This window comes from Brevundimonas sp. FV1ps31S, assembly GCF_058681265.1.
On record NZ_CM178735.1, the window covers coordinates 518,566 to 541,951 of the forward strand.

Consider the following 23,386-nt stretch of genomic DNA (forward strand, 5'->3'; position numbering starts at 1 on the left):
CATCGGCGGCGATTTTGATTCCGGGAGGGGTTCCATGCGGATTTTGGTGGTCGAGGACGACGCAGAGGCGGCGACGGCCATGGTGCGGGGGCTGTCCGAAGCGGGGCATGACGTGACCCACGCCGTGGACGGGGCCTTCGGCCTGCTGGAAACCCAGAAGGGCGGCTATGACGTCTATGTGGTCGACCGGATGATGCCGCGCCTCGACGGCGTCGGCATGGTCGAGACCGTCCGCAAGGGCGGCGACCAGACCCCGGTCCTGTTCCTGTCGGCCCTGGGCGAGGTCGAGGACCGGGTGACGGGCCTGAAGGCCGGAGCCGACGACTATCTGGTCAAGCCCTACGCCTTTGCCGAACTGATCGCCCGCGTCGAGGCCCTGTCGCGCCGTCGTGAGACCGGCGGCGTCCAGACGGTGCTGAAGGTCGGCGACCTGGAAATGAACCTGATCGCCCGCACCGTTCATCGCGGCGCGACCGAGATCGACCTCCAACCCCGCGAGTTCCAGCTTCTGGAGTTCCTGATGCGCCACGCCGGCCAGTCGGTGACCCGCACCATGCTGCTGGAGAAGGTGTGGGAATATCATTTCGACCCTCAGACCAACGTCATCGACGTCCACATCAGCCGCCTGCGCTCCAAGATCGACAAAGGCTTCGACCGCGCCATGCTCCAGACCGTGCGCGGCGCCGGCTATCGGTTGGAGGCGTAGCCATAATTCTCCCTCCCCTTTATGGGGAGGGACGATCGCGCAGCGATCAGGGTGGGGAAGTTTCCATGTCCTCCGAAACCGAACGCGCCCGCACGATGCGCAAGACCATGACCCCGCCGGAAGCGCGGATGTGGGCGAACCTGAAACTACTGCGGCCGGCGGGTTTTCACTTCCGCCGACAGGCTCCTTTCAAGGCTATTATCTGGATTTCGTCTGTTTTCAGCGCCGGTTGGTGATCGAAGTGGACGGACAGACCCACCTCAGCGATGAACAGATACGCCGTGACCGGATCAGGGACGCAGTGCTGGCGCGGGAAGGCTTCGTCACCCTGCGGTTCGACAACGCGGCGATCCGCGACAATATCAGCGACGTGATGACCTATATCAGGGCCAGACTAGAGGACTCCCCCACCCTGGCGTCGCTTCGCGCCGCCGTCCCTCCCCATAAAGGGGAGGGAGAATAGGTGCGTCTTCCCTCCCTCCTTCGCCGCACGCCCTTCCGGCTGACGCTGCTGTTCCTGGCCCTGTTCGTGGCGGCGGCGGGGGCGATCCTGGCCTATGTCTATTTCGCCTCGGCGTCAGAGGCCCAGACCCGCGCCCGCACCGATGTGGAGACCGAGTTCGAGGCCCTGACCGCGATCCACCGCACCCGAGGGGTGGACGCCCTGAACCAGGCCCTGGTGGAGCGGACGATCCGGGGCGGGCCCTATCTGTATCTGCTGACCGGGCCTGACGGCCAGATCGTCACCGGCAACCTGTCGGTCATGCCGTTCGACCTTCAGGAACCCCGCCAGGTGGGCAGGGGCGAATGGAGCACCTTCCGCCTCACCAGCACCGATCCGGACGGCCGGGTCCAGAACCGGCGCTCCATCGGCGTGATCATGCCCCTGGCGGGCGGCGACACCCTGTTCGTCGGCGAGGATATCGGCGGGATCGAGGAATATCTGTCGCGCCTGACCCAGGCCCTGTGGGGCGCCATGGGCCTGGTCATGCTGCTGGGGCTGGCGGGCGGCCTCTACATCAGCCGCCGGGTCGAAAGCGCCATGGGCGGGCTGAACCGCGTGGTTCAGGCCGTGCAGGACGGCGACCTGAAACAGCGGGCCGTCATCCGCCACACCGGTGACGAGCTGGACGAACTGGGCCAGGGGCTGAACACCATGCTGGATCGGCTGGAGGGGTCGATGGCCTCGATCCGCCACGCCGGCGACGCCATCGCCCACGACCTGCGTTCGCCCCTGACGCGGATGCGGGCCAAGCTGGAGGTGGCCCTGATCGACGCCGAGGCGGGCAAGATCGACGGGGTCGACGCCCTGGGCATCGCCCTGGACGAGGCCGACCATCTGCTGAAGACCTTCAACACCGTTCTGGCCATCGCCCGGCTTCAGGCCGGCGGCGCCCCGGATCCCAAGCTCATGGACGCCGCCGAACTGGCCGCCGACATGGCCGAGCTCTACGAACCGGCGGCCGAGGACAAGTCGATCGACTTTTCGTCCGAGGTCGAGACCGGCCTGATGATCGAGGGCAACCAGCCCTTCCTGGCCCAGGCCCTGGCCAATCTGATCGACAACGCCATCAAATACACCCCGGCCGGCGGGGCGGTGAAGCTGAGGGCGCGGCGGCGGTCGTCCGGCGAGATCGAATATTCCGTCACCGACACCGGCCCCGGCGTGCCGGAAGAGGACCGCGAACGCGTGGTCCAGCGCTTCGTCCGCCTGGACAACAGCCGCACCGAACCGGGCTCGGGCCTGGGCCTGTCCCTGGTCACGGCGGTGGCCGAGGCCCACGGCGGCCGCGTGGTGCTGGACGAAGGCCCCGGCGCCTATGACGGCTTTGGACCCGGCCTTCGGGTCGCGCTGGTCCTGCCGCCGGCGGGGCAGGGCCAGGTCTTCGGCCCGGTTCCAGGCATGGCGGACAGGGCCGGCTAGGTCCGGGCCTTCAGCATCCCCAGCGACGCCCTCAGCACCCGCTCCCACGGCAGGTCCATCATGTGCTGGATCGCCTGGTTCAGCCGGGGGTCCAGGGTCTTGAACTCGTCGAACGACCGCGGGCCTCGCACGGCGACGCCCTTCCAGGGGCCGCGCGTCGTCTCGTCGGAAGGACCGAACACCGCCACCACCGGCGCGCCCGAGGCCGTGGCCAGATGGGTCCAGATTGAATCCGCCCCGATATAGAGCCGAGCCTTCGACAGGGCCGCCACGGTCTGGAGCCGCGTCAGCTTGCCCTGCAGCTCGATCACCCGCGCACGCGGCACGGCGTAGCGGATGGTATGGGCCGCCTCGCGGTCGATCTCTTCGCCGACCAGCATCAGCCGTCCGCCCGCGAGCGGTCCGTCGTCCGCCAGCAGTTTGGTCGCCACCTTGGCGTAGCGTTCGGCGGGCCAACGCCGGCCCATCCATTCGACGCCGGGGCCGATGGCCAGAATGGGCCGATCCCTTTCAGAATTGGCGCCGCCGTCGCTCGGGATCAGGGCCTCGACCTGGGCCATAGTCAGATCCGAGACGTGGATGCGCGGCGTCGGCGCCTCGTGCGGCTCCATCTGCAGGACGGCGGCCGCCGCCTCGACGGCGTGGAGGCCTGGCGCATCGACGCCGCGCACCGCCCGCTTGTGGCGTCTCAGCCGGCCCGACAGGGTCGAGCCGCGCATGTCGACGACCAGACCCCATTTGGTCCCGCGCACCTGGTTCCACAGGGCGATCCAGTCGAAACGCCCCTCGCGCTCCAGCACCAGAAGCCGGTCCAGACGCGGCGTGTCGGCGAACAGGGGGGCGCTGGCGGCCGAACCGACGATGGTGAAGGCGGCGTTCGGCAGGCTCTCGACCAGATGCGCCAGAACGCCCGAGGACAGCACGGCGTCCTCGGCGTCGGCCTCGGCGATATAGAGGATGGGAAAGCGCCCGATCATCCGTGAACCTCATACAGGGATTCTGGACGGGGTTCAGCGCCAAAAGCCGCATCCACAGCCTGGTTTCCCCGCCGGACGCCATGGGCTAGAGCCTGACCCATGACCGACGCCTCCGATCCCGCCGCCGCCGCCGCCCTCGAACGCTTCAAGGCCCAGCGTGTGACGGCCATCTATCGCCTCGATCTGATCGCCCAGGGGGCGACCATCGCCTATGAGGACGGCACGCCGGTGGACATGGCCTCGGAAAAGGCGCGGCTCGAGGCCGTGGTCGCCGACATGGATCGGCGCATCACCCGTCTGGAGCGGGCGGGCGGGTGAGCCTGCCCCTGCTGCCCGGCCGGACCTGCGGGGCTTGCGTCGAATGCTGCCGGGCCATTCCGCTGGACCTGCCGGAACTGGCCAAGCCGACCGGCGAACTGTGCGCCTATTGCGTCGAGGCCGCCGGCTGCTCGGTCCATGCGATCCGGCCGAACACCTGCCGCATCTGGTTCTGCCTGTGGCGGGTGGTCGAACTGTCGGACGACTGGCGGCCCGATCTCAGCGGGGTGATCGTGCGGCCCGACGGGATCGAGGACGGGGTCATCACCCTCTATGTGATCCGTCCGTCGGACTTCCTGGCCTCGCCCGACTTCTTCGCCACGGTCGCGGGCTGGATCGCCGAGGGTGTCGAGGTGGCGCTGAGCATTCCCGGCCCGGTGGGGACCTATCCGGCCCGCGCTGTCGTCACCGACTGGCTGCGCCCGGCGGTGGAGGCGGGCGATCCCGCCGCCTTCCTCGAGCGCGTGCTGCGATCGTTGAGCAAGTTGGGGGAGCACGCGTTCCAGCCCGACGGCGTTGAGGCGCGATACGCCGTGGTGTGACGTTCCGCCGCGCCGGATCAGCCGTCGCGACGTCCCGACTAAGCGCGTTCCCCTATAGGGCGCTTAGCTGCTCATTAGCCCATTTCCCTCGATAACGATGGTTGTTGTTAGACGTCCAGAAGGGACGCGCCGTGCCTATGCAGGACTGGGACGCTCTGCGTCGCCCGATATGGTTGTTCGACCCCGCCAACCGGCGTGGCGTCTATGCCAACCCGGCGGCGCTGGAACTGTGGGAGGCGGACAGCCTCGAAGCCTTGCAGGCGCGTGACTTCGGCCAGCTTTCACCCGCCGCCGAGGCGCGAGTCGAAAGAATGGTGCGTGAAACCGCCGACGGCGCCGCCGTCTGCGAGCAGTGGACCTTTTATCCGAACGGCCATCCGGTGTCGGTCTCGGCGGTGATTTCGACCTATCACCTGGAAGACGGCGCGCCCGTGCTTCTGGTCGAAGCGTCTCCGCTCGTTGCGGACGGCGACGAGAACCGCGCCACCGAGGCCCTGCGCCACACCTCCACCCTCATCAGCCTGTTTGACCCCGAGGGGCGACCGATCTTCTCCAACCCTGCGGCGTTCGCGGCCTATGGCGCGGCTGACGACTTCGCGGCGCGCTTCGCCGAGCCGGGGCGCGCCCAGCCGTTTCTGAGCGCCGCCACGGCAGGAAACGCCTTCAGCGACGTCTGCCAGGTGGTCACGCGCGACGGCCTGCGCTGGCATCAGCTCGACGTTCGTCCCACCCTGGATCCGGCGACCGGCCAGGCCGCCGTTCTTCTGGACGAGCACGATGTGACGGCGCGGATCGAGGCCGAAAAGGCTCGCGTCGCCGCCGAGCAGAAGGCCGCTATGGCCGAGGCCCGCCAGGTCTTTCTGACCGAAATGTCGCACGAGTTGCGCACGCCGCTGAACACGGTGATCGGCTTCTCGGACCTGCTCGCGACGACTGTTCTGGATGAGGAACAGGCCGCCCGCGTGGCGAGCATCAACTGCGCGGGCCAACGGCTGTTGTCGGTGGTCAACGAGATGATCGAGCAATCGGTTCGCGATGGCGGCGACGCGGACGAGGCGGTTTCTCCGGAACCCTTGCCGGCTGCCTCCAACGCCGCATGCACGCTGGTTCCCCGGGAGACCGAGGCTAGGCCCGGCGGGCCGCGCGTCCTGTATGTCGATGATCACGACTGCAACCGCGCCCTGGTCGTCGCTGTCCTGGACGTCCAGGGCATTGTCTGCGCCACCGCCGAGAACGGCGCCCAGGGGCTGGAGGCGGCGCGCACCGGCGACTGGGATCTGATCCTGATGGACATCCAGATGCCGGTCATGGACGGTGTGGCGGCCACCCGCGCCATCCGCGCCCTGCCGGGGCATCGCGGGGCGGTCCCGATCGTCGCCCTGACCGCCAACACCCTGGCGGAACAGAAGGCTGAATACGCCGCTGCGGGGATGGACGATTGCATGGCCAAGCCGATCAATATCGTCGAACTGACCCATATGGTGCTCAGCTGGGTCGGCAGCGACTGGCGCAAGAGCGGCCCGCCGCTGATCGCCGCCGTCGCCTGAAGGGGCGTCGCGAGGCGCGCTTGTTTCAGGCGGTCTTCAGGTCTGAAGGACGGTCTGGATGCCCGCCAGCAGACTGGCGGCGGTGATGGGCTTGGGCACATGGATATCAGCGCCGGCCTGGATCGCCTGCTCGCGGTGCTGGGCCATGGCGTTGGCGCTCAGCATGATTATCGGCGTGTGGATGTTGGCGGCCCGCGCCGCTTCCAGTTCGCGGATCGTGCGGGTCGCCGTCAGCCCGTCCATGCCGGGCATCTGCATGTCCATCAGGATCACGTCGAAGCTGCCGGCCTGGAAAGCGGCGACGGCCTGGGCGCCGTCCTCGACCGTGATCAGTTCGACGGGGTGTCCGGCCAGGATCAGCTGAACCACGCGCTGGTTGGTCGGATGATCTTCCGCCAGCAGGACCCGGATCGTGTTCATCGGCGCGGGGACCTCGGCCGCCCGGGCGCGTTCGCCGGCGACATAGTCGGACAGGGAGGCGCTTCGGGCCAAAGGGATCTCGACTCTGAAGCGGCTGCCCTGTCCGGGCGTTGATTCGGCCGTGATCCGCCCCCCCATCATCTCCACCAGGGCGCGGCAGATCGACAGGCCCAGGCCCGTGCCGCCGAAGCGCCGGGTGATGGTGGCGTCGGCCTGGCTGAAGCGGTCGAACAGGCGGGGGGCGTGTTCGGCGTCGAAGCCGACGCCGGTGTCCTGGATGTCCACGATCAGATGGGTCAGGCTGTCGTGGTCTTCGTCCAGGACGATGCGGGCGGTGACGCCGCCCTGGTGGGTGAATTTCACCGCGTTGGACAGGAGGTTGCCGATCACCTGGCGGATGCGGGTGCTGTCGCCGACGAAGACGCCGCGCGCCTCATCGTCGCGGATGACGTCGAATCTCAGGCCCTTTTCTTCGGCGCGGACACGCATGACGTCCAGCGACGCGTCCAGGGCCTCGTCCAGGTCGAAGGGGCGGGTCTCCAGCGTCAGCTCGCCCGCCTCGATCTTGGAGACGTCGAGGATGTCGGACACCAGCCGTTCCAGGGTGACGCCGGACGCCCGGATAAGGTTGACCATCTCGGTCTGGGCGGGATCCAGGGTGGTGCGGGACAGCGCATCGACAATGCCGATCACCCCGTTTAGGGGCGTTCGCACCTCGTGGCTCATATTGGCCAGGAAGTCGGACTTGGCGCGGCTGGCGGCCTCGGCGGCGGCCTTGGCCTCGATCAGGGCCTTTTCGGCGGCGACCTTGGCCGTCACGTCGCGCGCGACCGCATAGATCCGGTCGCCGAACCTCTGGGCGCGCCATTCCAGGGTGACGTAGTGGCCAGCCTTGTGCCGATAGCGATTGGTCTGACCCAGAACCGGGTCGCCGGGGCGGCGGTTGGTGACCTCCAGGATGGACATCTGTGTGGCGGACAGGTCGTCGGGATGCACGAGACGGGGCAGGACCTGACCCACCAGTTCATCGGGCCGATACCCCAGGACCGAGAACCAGGAGGCGCTGGCCTTGACCACAGGCCCGTCCAGCTCGCGCACCACCAGCAGATCCAGGGACACGTCGAAGAAGGTGTCCAGATCCACCTCGGAGGCGGCGGCGCTTGAGGGCGAGGCTGCAGTCGGCAGGCTGATCATTCGGGCTTATCCTTACGGGGCTCACCTTACGGCCCCTGGGTTAAGGACGCCTTGTCTTCAGTATGCGAAGTCTGCGTAGATTCGCTTCACATCGCCGCACCAGGCCCCGTGGTAAAGGTCTAGCAGCCGCTCGGCCGGGGTGACGCCGCTGTCGGCTATATCTTCCAGTTCGGACAGATAGCCGCGCTCGTCCACCATGCCGCCCGAGAAGCGCGCGCGGTTCTTCAGCCCCTGTTTGGCGATGTCGACCAGGTCCACGGCGATGTCGCGCACGCTGCGGCCCGCCACCTCGGCCTTCAGGCCCAGGCGGGTGACGTCGCGGCGCAGGCGCTCGTGATCGGCGATGTCCCAGTCCTTGACCAGATCCCAGGCGGCGGCCAGCGACGGGGCGTCATACAGGACGCCGGCCCATAGGGCGGGCAGGGCGCAGATCCGGCTCCACGGGCCGCCGTCGGCGCCGCGCATTTCCAGATAGGCCTTCAGCCGCACCTCGGGGAAGAGGGTGGTCAGATGGTCGTTCCAGTCCTTGAGGGTCGGATATTCGCCGGGCAGGGCGGGCAGTTTGCCGGCCTGGAAGTCGCGGAACGACTGGCCCGAGGCGTCGACATATTTGCCGTCGCGCTTGGCGAAATACATCGGCGTGTCCAGCGCATAGTCGGCATAGCGCTCGAACCCGAACCCGTCCTCGAACACAAAGCCCAGCATCCCCGTGCGGTCGGCGTCGGTGTCGGTCCAGACATTGGCGCGCGCCGACAGGAAACCGTTCGGGCGGCCCTCGGTGAAGGGCGAACAGGCGAACAGGGCGGTGGCGATCGGCTGCAGCGCCAGGGAGGTGCGGAACTTGGCCACCATGTCGGCTTCGGAATCGAAGTCCAGATTGGCCTGGATGGTGCAGGTGCGCAGCATCATGTCCAGGCCCAGGCTCCCGACCTTGGGCATATAGGCGCGCATGATGTCGTAACGGCCCTTGGGCATGACGGGCACCTGTTCGCGGGTCCACAGCGGATCGAAGCCGGCGCCCAGGAAGCCGACGCCCAGCTGGTCGGCCACCTGTTTGACCTCCATCAGATGCTGGCCGGTCTCGTTGCAGATGTCGTGGATGGTCTTCAGCGGGGCGCCGGACAGCTCGAACTGGCCGCCGGGCTCCAGGCTGACCGAGGCGATGAAGCCCTCGTCGTTCTTGCGCTCGAGCCCGATCAGGACGCCGTTCTCCTCGACGGGCGCCCAGCCGAACCTTTGCAGGCCCTCCAGCATGGCCTTGATGCCGTTCGGCCCCTCATAGGCGGGGCGGGCCAGGCTGGTCTTGTCGAAGCCGAACTTCTCGTGCTCGGCGCCGATCCGCCACTGGTCCTTGGGCTTGGCGCCCCTGGACATGGCTTCGATGAGGATGTCCCGGCTCAGCGGCGCGTTGTCGGTCATGCGTCAGATCCCCTCCGGCGCATCGCGAGCAACCGTGTGTCGCGGCTAGATGGGCGAGGTTTGGGCCCGGCTCAAGGGGCTTGCAAAAATCAGCGCTCCCAATCCCCCACAGCCGCCTGCCACAGGGTCATGGCGGCGATGGCGGCGGTGTCGGCGCGCAGGATGCGCGGACCGAGCGACACGGCGGTGGTGAACGGCAGCGACCGCAGCCGCTCGCCTTCTTCCGGCGAGAAACCACCCTCGGGACCGATCAGGATGGACCACGGGCCCTGACCCGCTGCGGTCATCGCCGCCACAGCCGGCGCCCCTCCTGTTTCGTCGCAGAACATCAGCCGGCGCCCCGCCTCCCAGCCGTCCAGCAGGGCGTCCAGCTTCACCGGGTCGTCGACGGCGGGCACGTCCATGCGGCCGGTCTGTTCGGCGGCTTCCTCGGCGATGGCGTCCAGCCGGTCCAGGCGGATACGATCGGCGTTGGTCCGTTTGGTCAGCACCAGCCGAACCCGGCGTGCGCCCAGTTCGGCCGCCTTTTCCACGATGGTCTCGACGCGCGCCTTTTTCACCACCGCGATGATCAGTTCCAGATCGGGGCCAAGGGTCTGGGGCCTGACCTGTTCCTCGGCGCGCAGGATGACGCCCTTCTTCAGGACCTCCGCGACGGTGCAGCGCCATTCGCCGTCCCGCCCGTTGAACACCAGCAGTTCGTCACCGAGCTTCAGCCGCATGACCTGGGTCAGATAGCGGGACTGGTCGAGGGTGGGGGCGACGGGGGTTCCGGACAGCAAGGCCCCATTCACGTGCAAACGTATCATCTCAAATCCGCTATCCCGCGGAAGCGGGAGTTCAGTCAAAGCGTCGGTGCGGCGCAGCCATACTTCGCGTTGAAACCTTTGAACAGTTCGTCCGCGGCGGGGCGGTGCGGAGCATGATGTTCGATCGAGGCGGGCAGGGGGTCCCTTGCGCTGGCCCGCAATGATGTATGTGAAGTCACTGCGTTCTCTTCGAACGCAAGCCTCCCCGCCTTGGCGGGGACAAGCGGAAGAGTTGAATGCCCGATTCCAAGCCCCAGCCTCTGTTCAAGATTCTGACGCCCGCCGGACCGGTCGCCAACCCCGCCGCCGCCGAACGTCTGCTGGAGACGCTGGTCGAGGCCGCAGAGGCCGACGGCTGGCGCGAGACCCTGGACGCCGCCTGGCCGGCCCTGGCGCCGGTGGCCGGCGCCTCGCCCTATCTCGCCGGCCTGATGCGTCGCCGCCCCGCCCACCTTCGCCGCCTGCTGGAGACCCACCCGACCTCGGGCCTGATCCGCATCCTCGCCGACACCGACGCCCTGGACGCTGAACCCGATGATGTCCGCGCCCCGCTGCGGGTGTTGAAGGCCGACCTGCACCTGCTGACGGCCCTGGCCGATCTGGGCGGGGTCTGGGATCTGGATCAGGTCACCGGCGCCCTGTCCAGCTTCGCTGACGCCGCCTGCCGCGCCGCCCTGCGCGCTGTCGCGGCGGAGCAGCGCGCGCGGGGCCGTCTGGTCTCGCCCCCCGACGATGCGCGCGGCCCCATCCCCGGCCTGTTCGGCCTGGCCATGGGCAAACATGGCGCGAACGAGCTGAACTATTCGTCCGACATCGACATCTCGCTCTTCTTCGAACCGCGCCTGATGGGCCTGGCTCTGCGCGAGGGTGAAGAGATGCAGGACTTCGCCAATCGCGTCGGCAAGGGGATCGCCACCCTGCTGACCGAACGGACGGCCGACGGCTATGTCTTCCGCGTCGATCTGCGGCTGAGGCCCGACCCGTCCTCGACCCCGCCGGTCGTCGCCGGACCGATGGCCCTGGCCTATTACGAGAGCGTCGGCCAGAACTGGGAGCGGGCGGCCTTCATCAAGGCCCGGCCGGTGCTGGGCGACCCGCGCGCCGCCGTCCGGTTCGTGAAAGCCCTGCGCCCCTTCATCTGGCGTCGCAGCCTCGACTACGCCGCCGTCCTCGACATTCAGGCCATCAAACGCCAGATCCATGTCCACAAGACCGGCGAGGGGCTGCAGGCGGCCGGGGCCAATCTGAAACTGGGCCGGGGCGGCATCCGCGAGATCGAATTCTACGCCCAGACCCAGCAGCTGATTCTGGCCGGTCGCGACCCCGCCCTGCGCGCCACGCGCACCCTTGACGCCCTGACGGCCCTGGCCCAGGCCGACCACATCCCCGTCGCCGTCGCCGAGGAGATGTCGGCCGCCTATGTCGAACTGCGCGGCCTGGAGCACCGGATCCAGATGCTGGACGACGAGCAGACCCACCGCCTGCCCGAGGACGCCCAGGCGCGCGCCGCCGTCGCCGCCCTGGCCGGCTGGACCGACCTTGCCGCCTTCGACGCCCATGTCGAGGCCCTGCTGGTCCGGGTCAACACCCGCTACGGCGAGCTGTTCGAAGGCGGCGAGGAGCTGGATTCCAGCTATGGCAGCCTGGTCTTCACCGGGGTCGAAAACGATCCCGAGACGCTCGAGACCCTGCGCCGGATGGGGTTTTCGGAGGCGCCGTCGGTCGCCGACACCATCCGCTCCTGGCACCATGGCCGCATCCCCGCGACCCGGACCGAGCGGGGGCGGGAACTGTTCACCCGCCTGGCGCCCCGCCTGCTGGAGGCCTTGGCGAGGTCCGGCGCGCCCGATGACGCCTTCCGCCGGTTCGCCGTCTTCTTCTCGGGCTTGGCGGCGGGGGTTCAGGTCCAGGCCCTGTTCCTGAACCAGCCGAAACTGTTCGAGATGGTGCTGGGCGTCATGGCCTTCGCGCCGCGTCTGGCCCGGACCCTGGGGCGTCAGCCGGCGGCCCTGGACGGGGTGCTGGACGCCCGCTTCCTGGCGGACCTGTCGGACGAGACCGGCCTGACCGAACAGATGCTGCGCGAAGCGGATGAGACGGAAGATTTCGAAGGGGCGATGAACGCCGTGCGCCGCCTGCACCGCGAACAGATGTTCCGCATCGGCATCCACGCCCTGACCGGTCGGGCGGGACCCGAAGCGGCCGGCCGCGCCTACGCCGCCCTGGCCGACGCCGCCATGCGGACCCTGTCGCCGGCGGCTTTGGCCGAAACCGAGCGGCTGGGCGGCGGCTTCCCCGGCGCGGTGGCGGTGGTGGCCCTGGGCAAGGCCGGGTCGCGCGAGATGACGGCCGGGTCCGACCTGGACCTGATGACCCTGTACGACGCCCCGCCCGAGACCGTGTCCGAGATCAAGGGCTGGACCGCCGACGTCTTCTACGCCCGTTTCACCCAGCGGCTGATCGCGGCCCTGTCGGCCCATACGGCCGAGGGCGGCCTTTACGAGGTGGACATGCGGCTGCGCCCCACCGGATCCAAGGGGCCGGTCTCGGTGCGGCTGTCGGCTTTCGACGACTATTACGCCGGCGAGGCCGAGACCTGGGAGTTCATGGTTTTAACCCGCGCTCGCGTCGTCTGGGCCAGCGATCCGGTCTTCGGCGACCGGGTCTCGGCGGCCATCGAGGCGGCCTTGCGCCGGCCCCGCCCCGGCGTCGATGTGCCCGCCGACATCCGCAAGATGCGCGCCCTGATGGATCGGGAGCGCCGCCCGCACGGCTTCTGGGATCTGAAACTGTGGCCCGGCGGCCAGGTGGACGCCGAGTTCGCGGCCCAATACCGCCAGCTCCAGGCCGCCGTTGCGGGCGAGGCCCTGACCCTGTCCACCCTGGAGGCCCTGCACGACGATCCGGTCCTGGCCGAGGCCTGGCGGGTGCAACAGCGGCTGGCCCATCTGCTGGCCGCCGCCTTCGAAGGCCGGGTCGATCCCGAGGCGGAGCCGGGGGTCTTCCAACTGCGGCTGGCCGAGGCGGCGGGGGCGCAGGACTTCGCGGCGCTGAAGACCGAACTGACCGAACTGCGGGCGCGGGCGCGCAAGGCCTTCGAACGGGCGGTGCCGGCCGGCCGCGACGAAACGGCCCGCGACGGAGATGAGGCGGGGCCGCGTTCAATCTCCTGACAGGGCATGTCGAAGGCCGCGACAAGCGGCCCCAAGGAGATATCGAGATGAGAAAGATCTTTCTGAATAGCCTCAGCGCCGTCGTGCTGGCTGCGGCCATGGGCGCCGTGGCCGGCGCCGCCACCGCTCAGGTTCCGCCGCCCCCTCCGCCTCCGGCCGATGCGCCGCCGCCCAATGATATGGACGGTCCCTTTGAGGACGCTCCGGACCGGAACGCCGACCTGACCCGCGCCGCTTTCGTCGATGCGCGCGTCGACCGCCTGACCGCCCTGGACGACAACCGCGACGGCACGGTCAGCGTCGCCGAGCGTGAGGCCGCCATGCAGGCCAGGCGCGCCGAACGGGCCAATGAACATTTCGCCAAGCTGGACGCGAACAGCGACGGCGCCATCAGCCGCGCCGAGTTCGACGCCGGCCGTGCCGGCCGTCCCGAACGGGCCGACGGCGACGACCGCGCTCCCCGTGGCGAACGTGTTCCGGGTCGCGGCGGCCCTCGCCATGCGATGCGCGGTCCCGGCGGTCCTGAAGGTCCTGGCGGTCCCGGTGGTCGCGAACCCGGCCCCGTGGTGATCGCTGAAGTCGCCGCCAAGCTGGGCGAGCGTTTCGACAAGATGGATGCGGACAAGAACGGCGTCGTCACCGCCGAGGAACGCCGCGCCGCCATGCCGGCGCGTCGGGGCGAGCGTCCGCATCACCGTCGCCATCAAGGTCCGGGCCAAGAACCGGCTTTCCCGCCCCCCGCTTCGGAGTAAGAACAGTGTCGGGGTCGGCCTTCGCTTGCGAATCGGTCCCTTTCGTCAGCAGCGGAAGAGGCGGGTTTGGTCGCGATCGTCGACCCCGACGAGGATCTGGTGCGCCGCGTGGGTCAGGGCGACCCGGCGGCCGCGCAGACGCTTGTCGCGCGCAAGCTGCCGCGCATCCTGGCCCTGGCCCAACGGATGCTGGGCGATGCGGCCGAGGCCGAGGACGTGGCCCAGGAAACGATGCTGAAGGCCTGGCGTCAGGCGCCGAAATGGACTCCCGGCAAGGCCCGGTTCGACACCTGGCTGCACCGGGTGGCGCTGAACCTCTGCTACGATCGGCTGCGGCGACGGCGCGAGATTCCCACGGACACGCCGCCCGACCGCCCCGACGAGGGACCCGCGCCGGATCGGGGTCTGCTGGCGGCCGAAACGGGGGTGCGGGTCGATGCGGCGCTGAAACGTCTGCCGGACCGACAGCGCGAGGCGCTGGTCCTGTGCCATTATCAGGAGCTGTCCAATATCGAGGCGGCCGCCCTGATGGAGATCAGCGTCGAGGCGCTGGAGAGTTTATTGTCGCGCGGACGCCGCGCACTGCGTCTGGCCCTGGCGGATATAGCTCCAGGGGCGAGTGAAGGAGACGGACGATGAAGGCGGAACGGTTGCACGCCCTGGCGGAGGCTTACGGCGCCGACATGCGTCGGTGGCCTGCGTCCGAACGCGTCTTCGCCGAGACCCTGATCGCAGCCGACCCTTCGCTTCGGGCCCTGCTGGACCAGGCGGCGGCTCTGGACGCCCTGCTGGACGCCTCGCCCGCCCCGACGCCCTCGGCCGATTTGGCGGCGCGTATTCTGGCCGCCGCCCCGAAGACCAAGGCTCGTCGCTTTCATCTGGACCGGATCGCCCTCTATCTCGGCGCCGGCTGGGCGGCGGCGGCCTGCGCCGGCGTGGTCGCCGGCGTGGGCCTGACCACCCATGTCACGGCTAACGAGCGGGCCGATGCGGTCCTGTATCAATCCACACTGGTCGCAGTGGACGACACGGAGGTTCTGGGATGAGTGGCCGCACGCTGAAGATTGTCCTCGCGGTGTCGGTGGCTCTGAACCTGTTCGCTCTGGGCGCAGGGACGGCCTTTCTGATCAGCCGCGCCAAGGTGGACGAACGGGTCGCCGAACAACGCCGACCCGGCCGCGAAGGCGGCTTCCCCCAACTGATCAGCCGTCTCAGCCCTGAGGCCCGCCGCGAGGTTCGCACCTCGATGCGCGTCGTCGCCCTGTCAGCCCGCCCCGATTTCGAAGCGGCCCGCGAGGCGCGGCGCCAGGCGGTCGAGGCGGCCAAGCAGCCGCAGATGGATCCGGCGCGGGTCCAGGCCCTGCTGGACCAGTCCCGCACGGCCGAGCTGCGCGGCCGGGCGCGCCTCGAGGGCGGGACCATCGCCATGCTGGAAAAGCTGGACGTCCAGGACCGGACGGCCCTGGCCGAACTGCTGGCGCGCAAGGGGCCGGGCGGCGCGCGTCGGGACGTGCGGGGCGACGGAAAGTCTCTGCCGCCGCCGCCCTTGGACGCGCCTCCGCCGCCCTGACGTCTTAGCTCTTCGACGCCCGGAACGCCGCCACGGCGTCCACGGTGGCGCGGACCTTGGCCTCGATGGCGGCCCAGTCGCCCGACTTGACCGCCTCGTCGGTCACCAGTTTCGAGCCCATGCCCGCCGCCACGATCCCGGCGCCGAACCATTTGGCGATCGAGGCTTCATCCGGATCGACCCCGCCCGTGGGCATGATCTTGACCCAGGGCATCGGTCCCTTGACCGCCTTGACGAAGTCCGGGCCGCCGACCGACGAACCGGGGAACAGTTTGACGATGTCGCAGCCCAGCTCGTGCGCCTCGCCGATGTCCGTCACCGAGCCGCAGCCGGGGAAATAGGCGACCATGCGTCGGTTGCAGACCCTGGCCACGTCGGGAACCAGGCAGGGGCTTACGACGAAGCGCGCGCCCCGGTTCAGGTAAAGCGCCGCCGTGCCGTTATCGACCACCGAGCCGATGCCCAGCACCACCTCCGGGTCGGTCCTGATCAGTTCGCGATTGATCTCGCCGAACAGGTCGCAGGCGAAGTCGCCGCGATTGGTGAACTCGACCACCGGCGCCCCGCCGCGCGCACAGGCGCGGATGACGTTCAGGCTGATCTCGGGATCGGGATGATAGAAGACCGGGCAGACGCCCTGGGTCTCGAGCGCCTGAAGCACGCTGACGCGATCATGGGCCATGTCTTAATCTCCGCCTGTCCCGGCCCGCGCCGGAACGCCTGTGTTGCACCGACCGGTAGCCCGGTCTCGCCCCCTGCTTATCCCAGCCGTCGCCGAAAACGAAAGCCGCGCGGCAGGGTTCGGCGAGCGACGGCGGAACATATTGTTTCACCGGTGTCAGGGGCGCGGGGTCGCGGCCCAGTAGGATGTGGGCTTGTGAGTCGGCGCGCAGCGCGAGCTAGAGACAACGCGTACGCGCGACGAAACGGCCGCTTAACCGGCGTTATCTAGAACCAAACGCAGGAGGGTCCATGATCCAGCTGCCGAGCGCCAAGGACGAAGTCCGCAGGTTAGCCATGCTTCAGTCCTTGGGGCTGAGCGATTGCGCGCCGGACGCCAGTCTTCAGGCGCTGGCCCGACTGGGCGCCGATCTGGCTCGGACGCAGATCGGCCTGGTGAATCTGATCGAGAGCGATCATGTCCGCGTCGTCGGGGCCGCAGGCTTCCCCGCATCTCCGATCTGTCGGTGGGACTCCTTCTGCAATCATGCCCTGTTGACGCCCCGAGACCTGTTGTGGGTGTCGGACGCGCGCGCCGATCCGCGCTTCAGCGCCGGCCGTTATGTCGTCGGGGAGCCGTACATCCGCTTCTATGTCGGCGTGCCGCTTCTGGTGAACGACTGCATGGTCGGCACCCTGTGCGTCCTTGATCCTGAGCCCCGCGCCTTCGACGCCGACCTCGCCGCGCGGCTCAGGCTGATCGGGGACGCCTGCGCGGCTGAACTCGCCGAGCGGCACCGCACCAGCGCCATGCGACAGGCGCTGGCGGCTTCGGCCGACGCCCTGGTGGACTGTGACGGCGACGGCCGCATCATCGGCTGGTCAGACGGCGCCGAGCGGCTGTTCGGCTTCAGTCGTGACGAAGCCCTGAACGCCGAAGTCTCGATCATCATCCCTGCGGAACACCAGGAGGGGCATCGGCAAGGCATGCGTCGCTGGCGGGACAGCGGGGCCGCCAGACTGGGCCGTCGTCTCGAGCTTCCCGCAATCCGCCGCGACGGCGCGCCCATCGACATCGAACTCTGGATGTCGGTGTCGCACGAGGACGGGCGGCCGCAGGTGCATGCCAACATCCGCGATATCTCCGAACGCCGCGCCCAGGCGCGCGAACTGGCCGCCGCCGTCGCCAAGGCCGAAGAAGCCAACCGAGCCAAGACGGCCTTTCTGGCCAATATGAGCCACGAACTGCGAACACCGCTGAACGGCGTGACCGCCTGCGCCGGGCTTCTGTCCAGTTCCGTCCTGACGCCGGATCAACAGCGTCTGGTCGGCATCATCACCGGGGCCGCAGACCATTTGAGCGGCCTGATCGCCGACATTCTTGACCTGGCGCGCATCGAATCCGGTGAGCTGAAGCTCAATCCGGTCCCGGTTGACCTGGAGGCCTTGGTTAGGGGCGCCGCCGACCTGTGCCGACTGAAGGCCGATGAAAAGGGCGTGGGCTTGAGGCTGGATATGAGCGACGTCCTCGGCGAACAGGTTTGGCTGGATTCGGCGCGCTTCAAACAGGTGCTGGTCAACTTGTTGGCCAACGCCATCAAATTCACCGACTCGGGCGAGGTTCGCCTTAATGTCACTCGCAAGGGAGACAGGTTCCGGTTCGAGGTCCGAGACACCGGAATCGGCTTCAGCCCGGAACAGCGAGGCGCCATCTTCGACCGGTTTCAGCAAGCCGACGCGACGATCACGCGCCGGTTCGGCGGCACGGGTCTGGGCCTGGCGATCTGCCGCGACATCGTGCAGGCCATGGACGGGATCATGGACTGCCGCTCGACCCCCGGCAAAGGTTCGGTCTTCTGGGTCGAGCTGGACCTGCCGGCGGTTATTCGGGCCGAACAGGTGGTTCGCTCCGCCGATGAAGGCGCCGGGACAGCGGCGGGGACGGAGCTTGCCGGATTGCGGGTCCTGGTCACGGACGACAATGACACCAATCGGCAGGTGGTGGGCATGATTCTCGGAGCCGCAGGTCTGAGCCCGCAGTTCGCCGAAAATGGACGCGAGGCGCTGGAGGCCGTGGCGCGGCAAGATTTCGACCTCATCCTGATGGACATGATGATGCCGGAGATGGACGGCGTGGAGGCCACCCGTCGATTGAGAGCGGGGGAGGCGGGAGAAGCGGCTCGCCACATCCCCCTGATCATGCTGACCGCGAACACCCTGCCCGAACATATCGCCGAAAGCGTCGCCGCCGGCGCAAACGGCCATCTGGCCAAGCCGATCACGCCGGCGATCCTGCTGCAGCGCGTCCTCGACGTGCTGGACGATGGGGCCGCCGAGGCGGCGGACCCTCGCCCTGAGCGACGCTTTGGGTCCGCCGCCTGAGTTGAAGCGGGCCTGAGTCGAAGCGGAAGGGTGGAGCCGCGCCCACTGATGATGGGACGGTGCGTGCGGCTCCATCGGGTCCCTGTCCGGGTTACGCCAGCATGCGCACCTTCGGCTCGCGATCCCACTGACGGGTGCTGGCCGGCGTCAGGAAGGCGTCGGCGCCCGACGACAGGTCGATCACCCCCTCGTCCGGCTCGACCCCGGCCTTGTCCAGCAGCGGCTGGGCCTCGGCGGTGAAGCCGACGGCCTTCAGGTGGCCAAAGGCGTCCTTGGCGAAATCGACGGCCGCGCCTTCCTTCATCAGCTGGGCGCAACCGTCCGCCGACAGGACGATGGCCACGGCGTCGAACAGCACCGAGGGACTGCCGGCCAGCTGCCCGTCGGCCGCCAGGGTCGAACCGTCCGCCAGTTTGGCCCCGCCGATCTTGGGCGCGACGACGAAGACCGAACCCCCGTCGCCCTCCACCGCCTTGCGGACCTGGCCGACCACCGCCCCGTCCGACCCGTCGGCGACCAGGATGGCCACCTTGCGACCCTTCAGCGTGTCCGGATATTTGCCGATGATCCGCAGCGACGGCGACGGCTCCAGATCGATCGGCGCGACCGCCGGCTTGGACGCCTTGGGCTGGGGCAGGTTCAGACCCTCCGCCACCCGCTGGGCCAGGGTCTCATCGACGTTGATCAGGTTGGACAGAACCCGCTCGCGCACGTGCGGCAGCGACACCTTGGACAGTTCGAACACGATGGCGCTGGCCAGGTGGGCCTGTTCGGGCGCGGTCTGCGACTGGAAGAACAGCCGCGCCTGGCTGTAGTGGTCGGCGAAGCTTTCGGCCCTCAACCGCACCTTTTCGCCCTCGACCGGGATGGGCGCCGTGCGGAAGCCGCCCTTGGGATCCTCGCGCGGGCCGCCGTCCTCGCCCGCCTCGGCCAGGCTGTTGGGCTCGTAGTTGGCGCGACCCTTGAAGACCTGGGTCTGCATCTGGCCGTCGCGCTGGAAGTTCTGGAAGGGGCAACCCTTGGCCTGGTTGATCGGGATCTGGTGGAAGTTGACCGTGCCCAGGCGCGACAACTGGGTGTCCTGATAGGAGAACAGCCGCCCCTGCAGCAGCGGGTCTTCGGAAAAGTCGATGCCGGGCACGATATTGGTCGGCAGGAAGGCCGCCTGTTCGGTCTCGGCGAAGAAGTTGTCCGGGTTCCGGTCCAGCACCATCCGCCCGATCACCCGGATCGGATAATCCTCTTCGGGCACCAGTTTGGTGGCGTCCAGAATGTCGAAGGGCAGGGCGTCGGCTTCTTCCTGGGTGAACAGCTGAACCCCGAACTCCCACTCCGGGAAGTCGCCCTGGGCGATGGCCTCATACAGGTCGCGGCGGTGATAGTCCGGGTCGGCCCCGGCGATCTTGACCGCCTCGTCCCAGCAGGTCGACTGGGTCCCCAACTTGGGCCGCCAGTGGAACTTGACCAGGGTCGCCACGCCCTCGGCGTTGACCAGCCGGAAGGTGTTGACCCCGAACCCTTCGATCATCCGGTACGACCGGGGAATGGCCCTGTCCGACATGGCCCACATGATCATATGGGTGCTTTCCGGCATCAGGCCGATGAAGTCCCAGAAGGTGTCGTGCGCGCTGGCGGCCTGGGGATAGCCCTTGTCGGCCTCCATTTTGACCGCATGGATCAGGTCGGGGAATTTGATCGCGTCCTGGATGAAGAAGACGGGGATGTTGTTTCCGACCAGGTCCCAATTGCCCTCGGTCGTATAGAATTTGACCGCAAACCCGCGCACGTCGCGCGGCGTATCCACTGACCCGGCGCCGCCCGCCACGGTCGAGAATCGCGTGAACAGTTCGGTCTTCTTGCCGACCTCGGTCAGGATCTTGGCGGTGGTGAAGTCCGACAGACTATCGGTCAGTTCGAAGAAGCCGTGGGCGGCAGAGCCGCGCGCGTGGACGATCCGCTCGGGGATCCGCTCATGGTCGAAATGCTGGATCTTCTCGCGCAGGATGAAGTCTTCCAGCAGGGTCGAACCGCGCGGCCCCGCCTTCAGCGAATTCTGGTTGTCGCTGATCGGCGTCCCGTGGTTCGTCGTGGTGCGGGTCTGCGGCGTCGAAGCGGTCTGATGCAGTTCGGCGGTGGCACTCAAGGCGCTCGGCCCGGCGTTGGTTGGGGTCTTGGCCATGTCGGTGTCCTGTGTTTGGGGGAGCCAGGTCCGTGTCTCGGCTCGCATCGCCCGACCAACGCCGTGCGGCTGCAAACGTTCTGAGCGGTTGCGCACGTCCGTGTTCAGGTGTCCGTTTTTCGCCGTCGAATGAGAATCCCGCCTCGGCTTGTCGACCGCCATCCGCTACGAAAGCCGCGACCTGCCCCCAAGGACGACCGCCATGATGACCGCCATCTTCGTCTTCATCAAAACCGAGCTGGGCTACGCCAACGACGTGGCCGCCGACATCGTCGACAATGTCGAGAATGTCTCCGAGGTCTATTCCACCTCGGGCCAGCACGACCTGCTGGCCAAGTTCAACCTGCCGCGCGACGCCGACATCGGGACCTTCGTGACGAAACAGGTCCAGACCCGGCCGCACGTCCGCGACACCTTCACCGTCATCACCTTCTCGCCCTTCCTGCCCAAGTCGGCCTAGGTCTTGCGGGCGTCGGCCTTGCGCTTGACCTCGTCCTTGCGCTCCTCTTCCTCGTCGTCGTCGCCGACCTTCTCCTCAACCGTCGCCGAGAAGCGCTGGAAGGCGCCCAGGCCGACCAGCACCAGGACGGCGGCGACCAGCAGCGCGGCGGGATAGATCAGCTGCGTGACATTCTCGCGCGCGGTCTTGAACACCACCACCAGGGCCTCGAGGAACAGGGCGATGACGATGGTGGACAGGAATTTCGTCAGGCTGCGCCGGGCCTCGGCCGCGCTGCGCCGCTCGTTGCCGCGCCGCACCTCGTCCTCGAAGATGTATTTGGCCACGTCGAAGACGGCGATGGCGACGATGACATAGCCCAGCATGTCCAGCACGGCGTCCGCCCCGGACTGGTCTGGCCGACCGATCCCCTCCAGCGCGTCCTTCACGCCGAACCCGATCAGGGCCATGGCCGAAAGCAGCAGGAGAAGACTGGCGAAGCCGAAGACGGCGCGGGTCAGATAGGTCATGACAGTGCAACTCCCTGGCGGCTGTCAACGCGCAAACGGCCAAGCTGTTGCAGGGGTGAAAGGGTGACGATCGCCGCCGCCCCCGCTAAACGGAAGGGATAGGGAGACCCCACATGACGCGATCCAACGCGCCCGCCTACCAAACCGGCTTCGGCAATCATTTCGCGACCGAGGCCGCGCCCGGCGCCCTGCCGCAGGGCCAGAATTCGCCGCAGAAGACGCCGATGGGCCTGTATGCCGAACAGCTGTCCGGCACGGCCTTCACCGCCCCGCGCGCCGAGAACCGGCGCAGCTGGCTGTACCGCCTGCGTCCCTCCGCCCAGCACGGCCCCTATGTGGCCTTCGACCAGGGGGGGGGGCGCTCCGGCCCGTTCGACGAGACCCCGCCCAATCCCAACCGGATGCGCTGGGACCCTCTGCCCATCCCGGAGAACCCGACCGACTGGGTCGAAGGTCTGGCGACCTATGGCGGCAACGGCGAGCCCGACGCCGGAACGGGCGCGGGCGTTCACCTGTATGTCGCCAACCGCTCGATGGTGGACCGCGTCTTCTACGACGCCGACGGCGAACTGCTGATCGTGCCCCAGCAAGGCGCCCATCGCTTCGTCACCGAGATGGGCGTGATCGAGGCCGAACCCGGCCACGTGGTCCTGATCCCGCGCGGCGTCCGCTTCCGCGTCGAGATCGACGGACCCGTTCGGGGCTATGTCTGCGAAAACTACGGCAGTCCGTTCCGCCTGCCGGACCTGGGCCCGATCGGCGCCAACGGCCTGGCCAATCCGCGCGACTTCGAAACCCCGGTCGCGGCCTTCGAGGACGTGGATCGCCCGACCCAGTGCGTCCAGAAATACGGCGGCCGTCTGTGGGCGACGACCTTCGATCACAGCCCGCTGGACGTGGTGGCCTGGCACGGTAATCTGGCCCCCTGCCGCTATGACACGGCGCGGTTCAACACGATCAACACGGTCAGCTACGACCACCCGGACCCTTCGATCTTCACCGTCCTGACCAGCCCGTCCGAGACGCCGGGCACGGCCAATATCGACTTCGTCATCTTCCCGCCGCGCTGGATGGTGGCCGAGCATACGTTCCGCCCGCCCTGGTTCCACCGCAACGTCATGAGCGAGTTCATGGGCCTGGTGACCGGCGCCTATGACGCCAAGGCCGGCGGTTTCGCCCCCGGCGGCGCCAGCCTGCACAACCGGATGAGCGGCCACGGCCCGGATCAGGCCAGCTACGAGGGCGCGATCAATGCGGAACTGAAACCGCACAAGATCACTGACACCCTGGCCTTCATGTTCGAGACCCGGGCGCCGATCCGTGTCACGAAATGGGCGTCAGAATCACCCCAGATGCAGCTCGACTATGACGATGTCTGGTCGGGCTTCACCAAAGGACAGGTCAAATGATCCGTATCGCCCTCATCGCCGCCGCCGCCCTGATGGCTTCGGCCTGCACGCCTCAGACGACAGGCGTCGGCTCCGACGCCCCGATGCAGAGCGCCGAGGCCTCGGCCTGCGCCACGCGCGGCGGCACGATGAAACAGGTCGGACGGATGCAGAGCTGGCAGTGCGTGATCTCTTACGCCGACGCCGGCAAGCGCTGCACCGACGGCGACCAGTGCCAGGGCGATTGCCGCGTCGAGGGCAATACCGGCATCGAGGCCGGCGCGACCACGGCCGGCGTCTGCCAGGCCACAAGCGACCGCTTCGGCTGCAATACCCCGGTCGAGGACGGCAAGGCTGGCCCGACCCTCTGCATCGACTAGGCGCAAAAGTTTAGGGTCGAGTACGCCCCACCCCTAAGACCGTCATCCTCGCCCTTGTGGCGAGGATCCATACTCCC

General features: G+C 68.2%; 21 protein-coding genes and 1 pseudogene. 15 read left to right on the forward strand and 7 right to left on the reverse strand.

Features of this window, described 5'->3' with window-relative positions; genetic code table 11:
• The first annotated feature begins 34 nt into the window (after nucleotides 1-34).
• From ACVPT3_RS02420 to ACVPT3_RS02430, 3 genes and pseudogenes are all read left to right on the forward strand, one after another.
• Nucleotides 35-706 carry a response regulator transcription factor gene (locus ACVPT3_RS02420; RefSeq protein WP_492042627.1) on the forward strand — a complete coding sequence of 224 codons (672 nt, stop codon included), beginning with the start codon at nucleotides 35-37 and terminating at the stop codon, nucleotides 704-706.
• 128 nt (nucleotides 707-834) lie between these two features.
• Nucleotides 835-1,169, forward strand: a pseudogene (locus tag ACVPT3_RS02425) (endonuclease domain-containing protein).
• Nucleotides 1,170-2,630, forward strand: a complete 1,461-nt coding sequence (locus ACVPT3_RS02430; protein ID WP_492042628.1) for a sensor histidine kinase — start codon at nucleotides 1,170-1,172, stop codon at nucleotides 2,628-2,630.
• On the opposite strand, the gene ACVPT3_RS02435 is transcribed toward ACVPT3_RS02430, so the two are convergent.
• A complete protein-coding gene (locus ACVPT3_RS02435) occupies nucleotides 2,627-3,607 on the reverse strand; it encodes a glycosyltransferase family 9 protein (protein WP_492042629.1) in 981 nt (326 codons plus the stop codon). The genes ACVPT3_RS02430 and ACVPT3_RS02435 overlap by 4 nt on opposite strands.
• A gap of 99 nt (nucleotides 3,608-3,706) precedes the next feature.
• On the opposite strand from ACVPT3_RS02435, the gene ACVPT3_RS02440 reads away from it, so the two are divergent.
• The 3 genes from ACVPT3_RS02440 (at nucleotide 3,707) to ACVPT3_RS02450 (ending at nucleotide 6,014) form a co-directional block, all read left to right on the forward strand.
• On the forward strand, nucleotides 3,707-3,925 hold the full coding sequence (locus ACVPT3_RS02440; RefSeq protein ID WP_492042630.1) for a hypothetical protein: 219 nt from the start codon (nucleotides 3,707-3,709) through the stop codon (nucleotides 3,923-3,925).
• Nucleotides 3,922-4,467, forward strand: coding sequence for a hypothetical protein (locus ACVPT3_RS02445; protein ID WP_492042631.1), 546 nt, complete (start codon nucleotides 3,922-3,924; stop codon nucleotides 4,465-4,467). The genes ACVPT3_RS02440 and ACVPT3_RS02445 overlap by 4 nt, the downstream gene beginning before the upstream one ends.
• Nucleotides 4,468-4,571: 104 nt before the next feature.
• Nucleotides 4,572-6,014 (forward strand): response regulator, encoded by a 1,443-nt coding sequence (locus ACVPT3_RS02450; RefSeq protein WP_492042632.1) that lies wholly within the window; start codon nucleotides 4,572-4,574, stop codon nucleotides 6,012-6,014.
• Between the two features lie 36 nt (nucleotides 6,015-6,050).
• On the opposite strand, the gene ACVPT3_RS02455 is transcribed toward ACVPT3_RS02450, so the two are convergent.
• The 3 genes from ACVPT3_RS02455 to ACVPT3_RS02465 all read right to left on the reverse strand — a co-directional run bounded on the left by ACVPT3_RS02455 (nucleotide 6,051) and on the right by ACVPT3_RS02465 (nucleotide 9,856).
• Nucleotides 6,051-7,628: an ATP-binding protein gene (locus ACVPT3_RS02455; RefSeq protein WP_492042633.1), complete on the reverse strand. Its 1,578-nt coding sequence runs from the start codon at nucleotides 7,626-7,628 to the stop codon at nucleotides 6,051-6,053.
• A 57-nt stretch (nucleotides 7,629-7,685) separates the two neighbouring features.
• The gene (locus ACVPT3_RS02460) at nucleotides 7,686-9,047 is read right to left on the reverse strand and encodes a glutamate--cysteine ligase (RefSeq protein ID WP_492042634.1); all 1,362 of its coding nucleotides are present in this window, start codon (nucleotides 9,045-9,047) and stop codon (nucleotides 7,686-7,688) included.
• 89 nt (nucleotides 9,048-9,136) lie between these two features.
• The gene (locus ACVPT3_RS02465; RefSeq protein ID WP_492042635.1) at nucleotides 9,137-9,856 is read right to left on the reverse strand and encodes a 16S rRNA (uracil(1498)-N(3))-methyltransferase; all 720 of its coding nucleotides are present in this window, start codon (nucleotides 9,854-9,856) and stop codon (nucleotides 9,137-9,139) included.
• 236 nt (nucleotides 9,857-10,092) lie between these two features.
• On the opposite strand from ACVPT3_RS02465, the gene ACVPT3_RS02470 reads away from it, so the two are divergent.
• The 5 genes from ACVPT3_RS02470 to ACVPT3_RS02490 all read left to right on the forward strand — a co-directional run bounded on the left by ACVPT3_RS02470 (nucleotide 10,093) and on the right by ACVPT3_RS02490 (nucleotide 15,351).
• Nucleotides 10,093-13,029 carry a bifunctional [glutamine synthetase] adenylyltransferase/[glutamine synthetase]-adenylyl-L-tyrosine phosphorylase gene (locus tag ACVPT3_RS02470; RefSeq protein WP_492042636.1) on the forward strand — a complete coding sequence of 979 codons (2,937 nt, stop codon included), beginning with the start codon at nucleotides 10,093-10,095 and terminating at the stop codon, nucleotides 13,027-13,029.
• 47 nt (nucleotides 13,030-13,076) lie between these two features.
• Nucleotides 13,077-13,781, forward strand: coding sequence for an EF-hand domain-containing protein (locus ACVPT3_RS02475; protein WP_492042637.1), 705 nt, complete (start codon nucleotides 13,077-13,079; stop codon nucleotides 13,779-13,781).
• A 66-nt stretch (nucleotides 13,782-13,847) separates the two neighbouring features.
• Complete coding sequence (locus ACVPT3_RS02480) at nucleotides 13,848-14,420, forward strand: RNA polymerase sigma factor (protein WP_492026442.1); 573 nt, start codon at nucleotides 13,848-13,850, stop codon at nucleotides 14,418-14,420.
• On the forward strand, nucleotides 14,417-14,827 hold the full coding sequence (locus ACVPT3_RS02485; RefSeq protein ID WP_492042638.1) for a hypothetical protein: 411 nt from the start codon (nucleotides 14,417-14,419) through the stop codon (nucleotides 14,825-14,827). The genes ACVPT3_RS02480 and ACVPT3_RS02485 overlap by 4 nt, the downstream gene beginning before the upstream one ends.
• The gene (locus tag ACVPT3_RS02490) at nucleotides 14,824-15,351 is read left to right on the forward strand and encodes a periplasmic heavy metal sensor (protein ID WP_492042639.1); all 528 of its coding nucleotides are present in this window, start codon (nucleotides 14,824-14,826) and stop codon (nucleotides 15,349-15,351) included. The genes ACVPT3_RS02485 and ACVPT3_RS02490 overlap by 4 nt, the downstream gene beginning before the upstream one ends.
• Nucleotides 15,352-15,355: 4 nt before the next feature.
• Here the strand turns inward: ACVPT3_RS02490 and ACVPT3_RS02495 are convergent, their stop codons facing one another.
• Nucleotides 15,356-16,033 carry a bifunctional 4-hydroxy-2-oxoglutarate aldolase/2-dehydro-3-deoxy-phosphogluconate aldolase gene (locus ACVPT3_RS02495; protein WP_492042640.1) on the reverse strand — a complete coding sequence of 226 codons (678 nt, stop codon included), beginning with the start codon at nucleotides 16,031-16,033 and terminating at the stop codon, nucleotides 15,356-15,358.
• 290 nt (nucleotides 16,034-16,323) lie between these two features.
• On the opposite strand from ACVPT3_RS02495, the gene ACVPT3_RS02500 reads away from it, so the two are divergent.
• Complete coding sequence (locus ACVPT3_RS02500) at nucleotides 16,324-18,393, forward strand: hybrid sensor histidine kinase/response regulator (RefSeq protein ID WP_492042641.1); 2,070 nt, start codon at nucleotides 16,324-16,326, stop codon at nucleotides 18,391-18,393.
• Nucleotides 18,394-18,484: 91 nt separating this feature from the next.
• On the opposite strand, the gene ACVPT3_RS02505 is transcribed toward ACVPT3_RS02500, so the two are convergent.
• Nucleotides 18,485-20,572 (reverse strand): catalase, encoded by a 2,088-nt coding sequence (locus ACVPT3_RS02505; RefSeq protein WP_492042642.1) that lies wholly within the window; start codon nucleotides 20,570-20,572, stop codon nucleotides 18,485-18,487.
• A 148-nt stretch (nucleotides 20,573-20,720) separates the two neighbouring features.
• On the opposite strand from ACVPT3_RS02505, the gene ACVPT3_RS02510 reads away from it, so the two are divergent.
• Nucleotides 20,721-21,032, forward strand: a complete 312-nt coding sequence (locus ACVPT3_RS02510) for an Lrp/AsnC ligand binding domain-containing protein (RefSeq protein WP_492042643.1) — start codon at nucleotides 20,721-20,723, stop codon at nucleotides 21,030-21,032.
• Here ACVPT3_RS02510 and ACVPT3_RS02515 read toward each other — a convergent pair.
• Entirely contained in the window at nucleotides 21,029-21,541 is a 513-nt protein-coding gene (locus ACVPT3_RS02515) for a GNAT family acetyltransferase (RefSeq protein ID WP_492042644.1), read from the reverse strand. The two genes, ACVPT3_RS02510 and ACVPT3_RS02515, sit on opposite strands and share 4 nt — an antisense overlap.
• A 113-nt stretch (nucleotides 21,542-21,654) precedes the next feature.
• On the opposite strand from ACVPT3_RS02515, the gene hmgA reads away from it, so the two are divergent.
• Both hmgA and ACVPT3_RS02525 read left to right on the forward strand, forming a co-directional pair.
• Entirely contained in the window at nucleotides 21,655-22,950 is a 1,296-nt protein-coding gene (hmgA, locus tag ACVPT3_RS02520; protein ID WP_492042645.1) for a homogentisate 1,2-dioxygenase, read from the forward strand.
• Nucleotides 22,947-23,309 (forward strand): hypothetical protein, encoded by a 363-nt coding sequence (locus ACVPT3_RS02525; RefSeq protein WP_492042646.1) that lies wholly within the window; start codon nucleotides 22,947-22,949, stop codon nucleotides 23,307-23,309. Before hmgA ends, ACVPT3_RS02525 begins: the two co-directional genes overlap by 4 nt.
• Nucleotides 23,310-23,386: the final 77 nt, after the last annotated feature.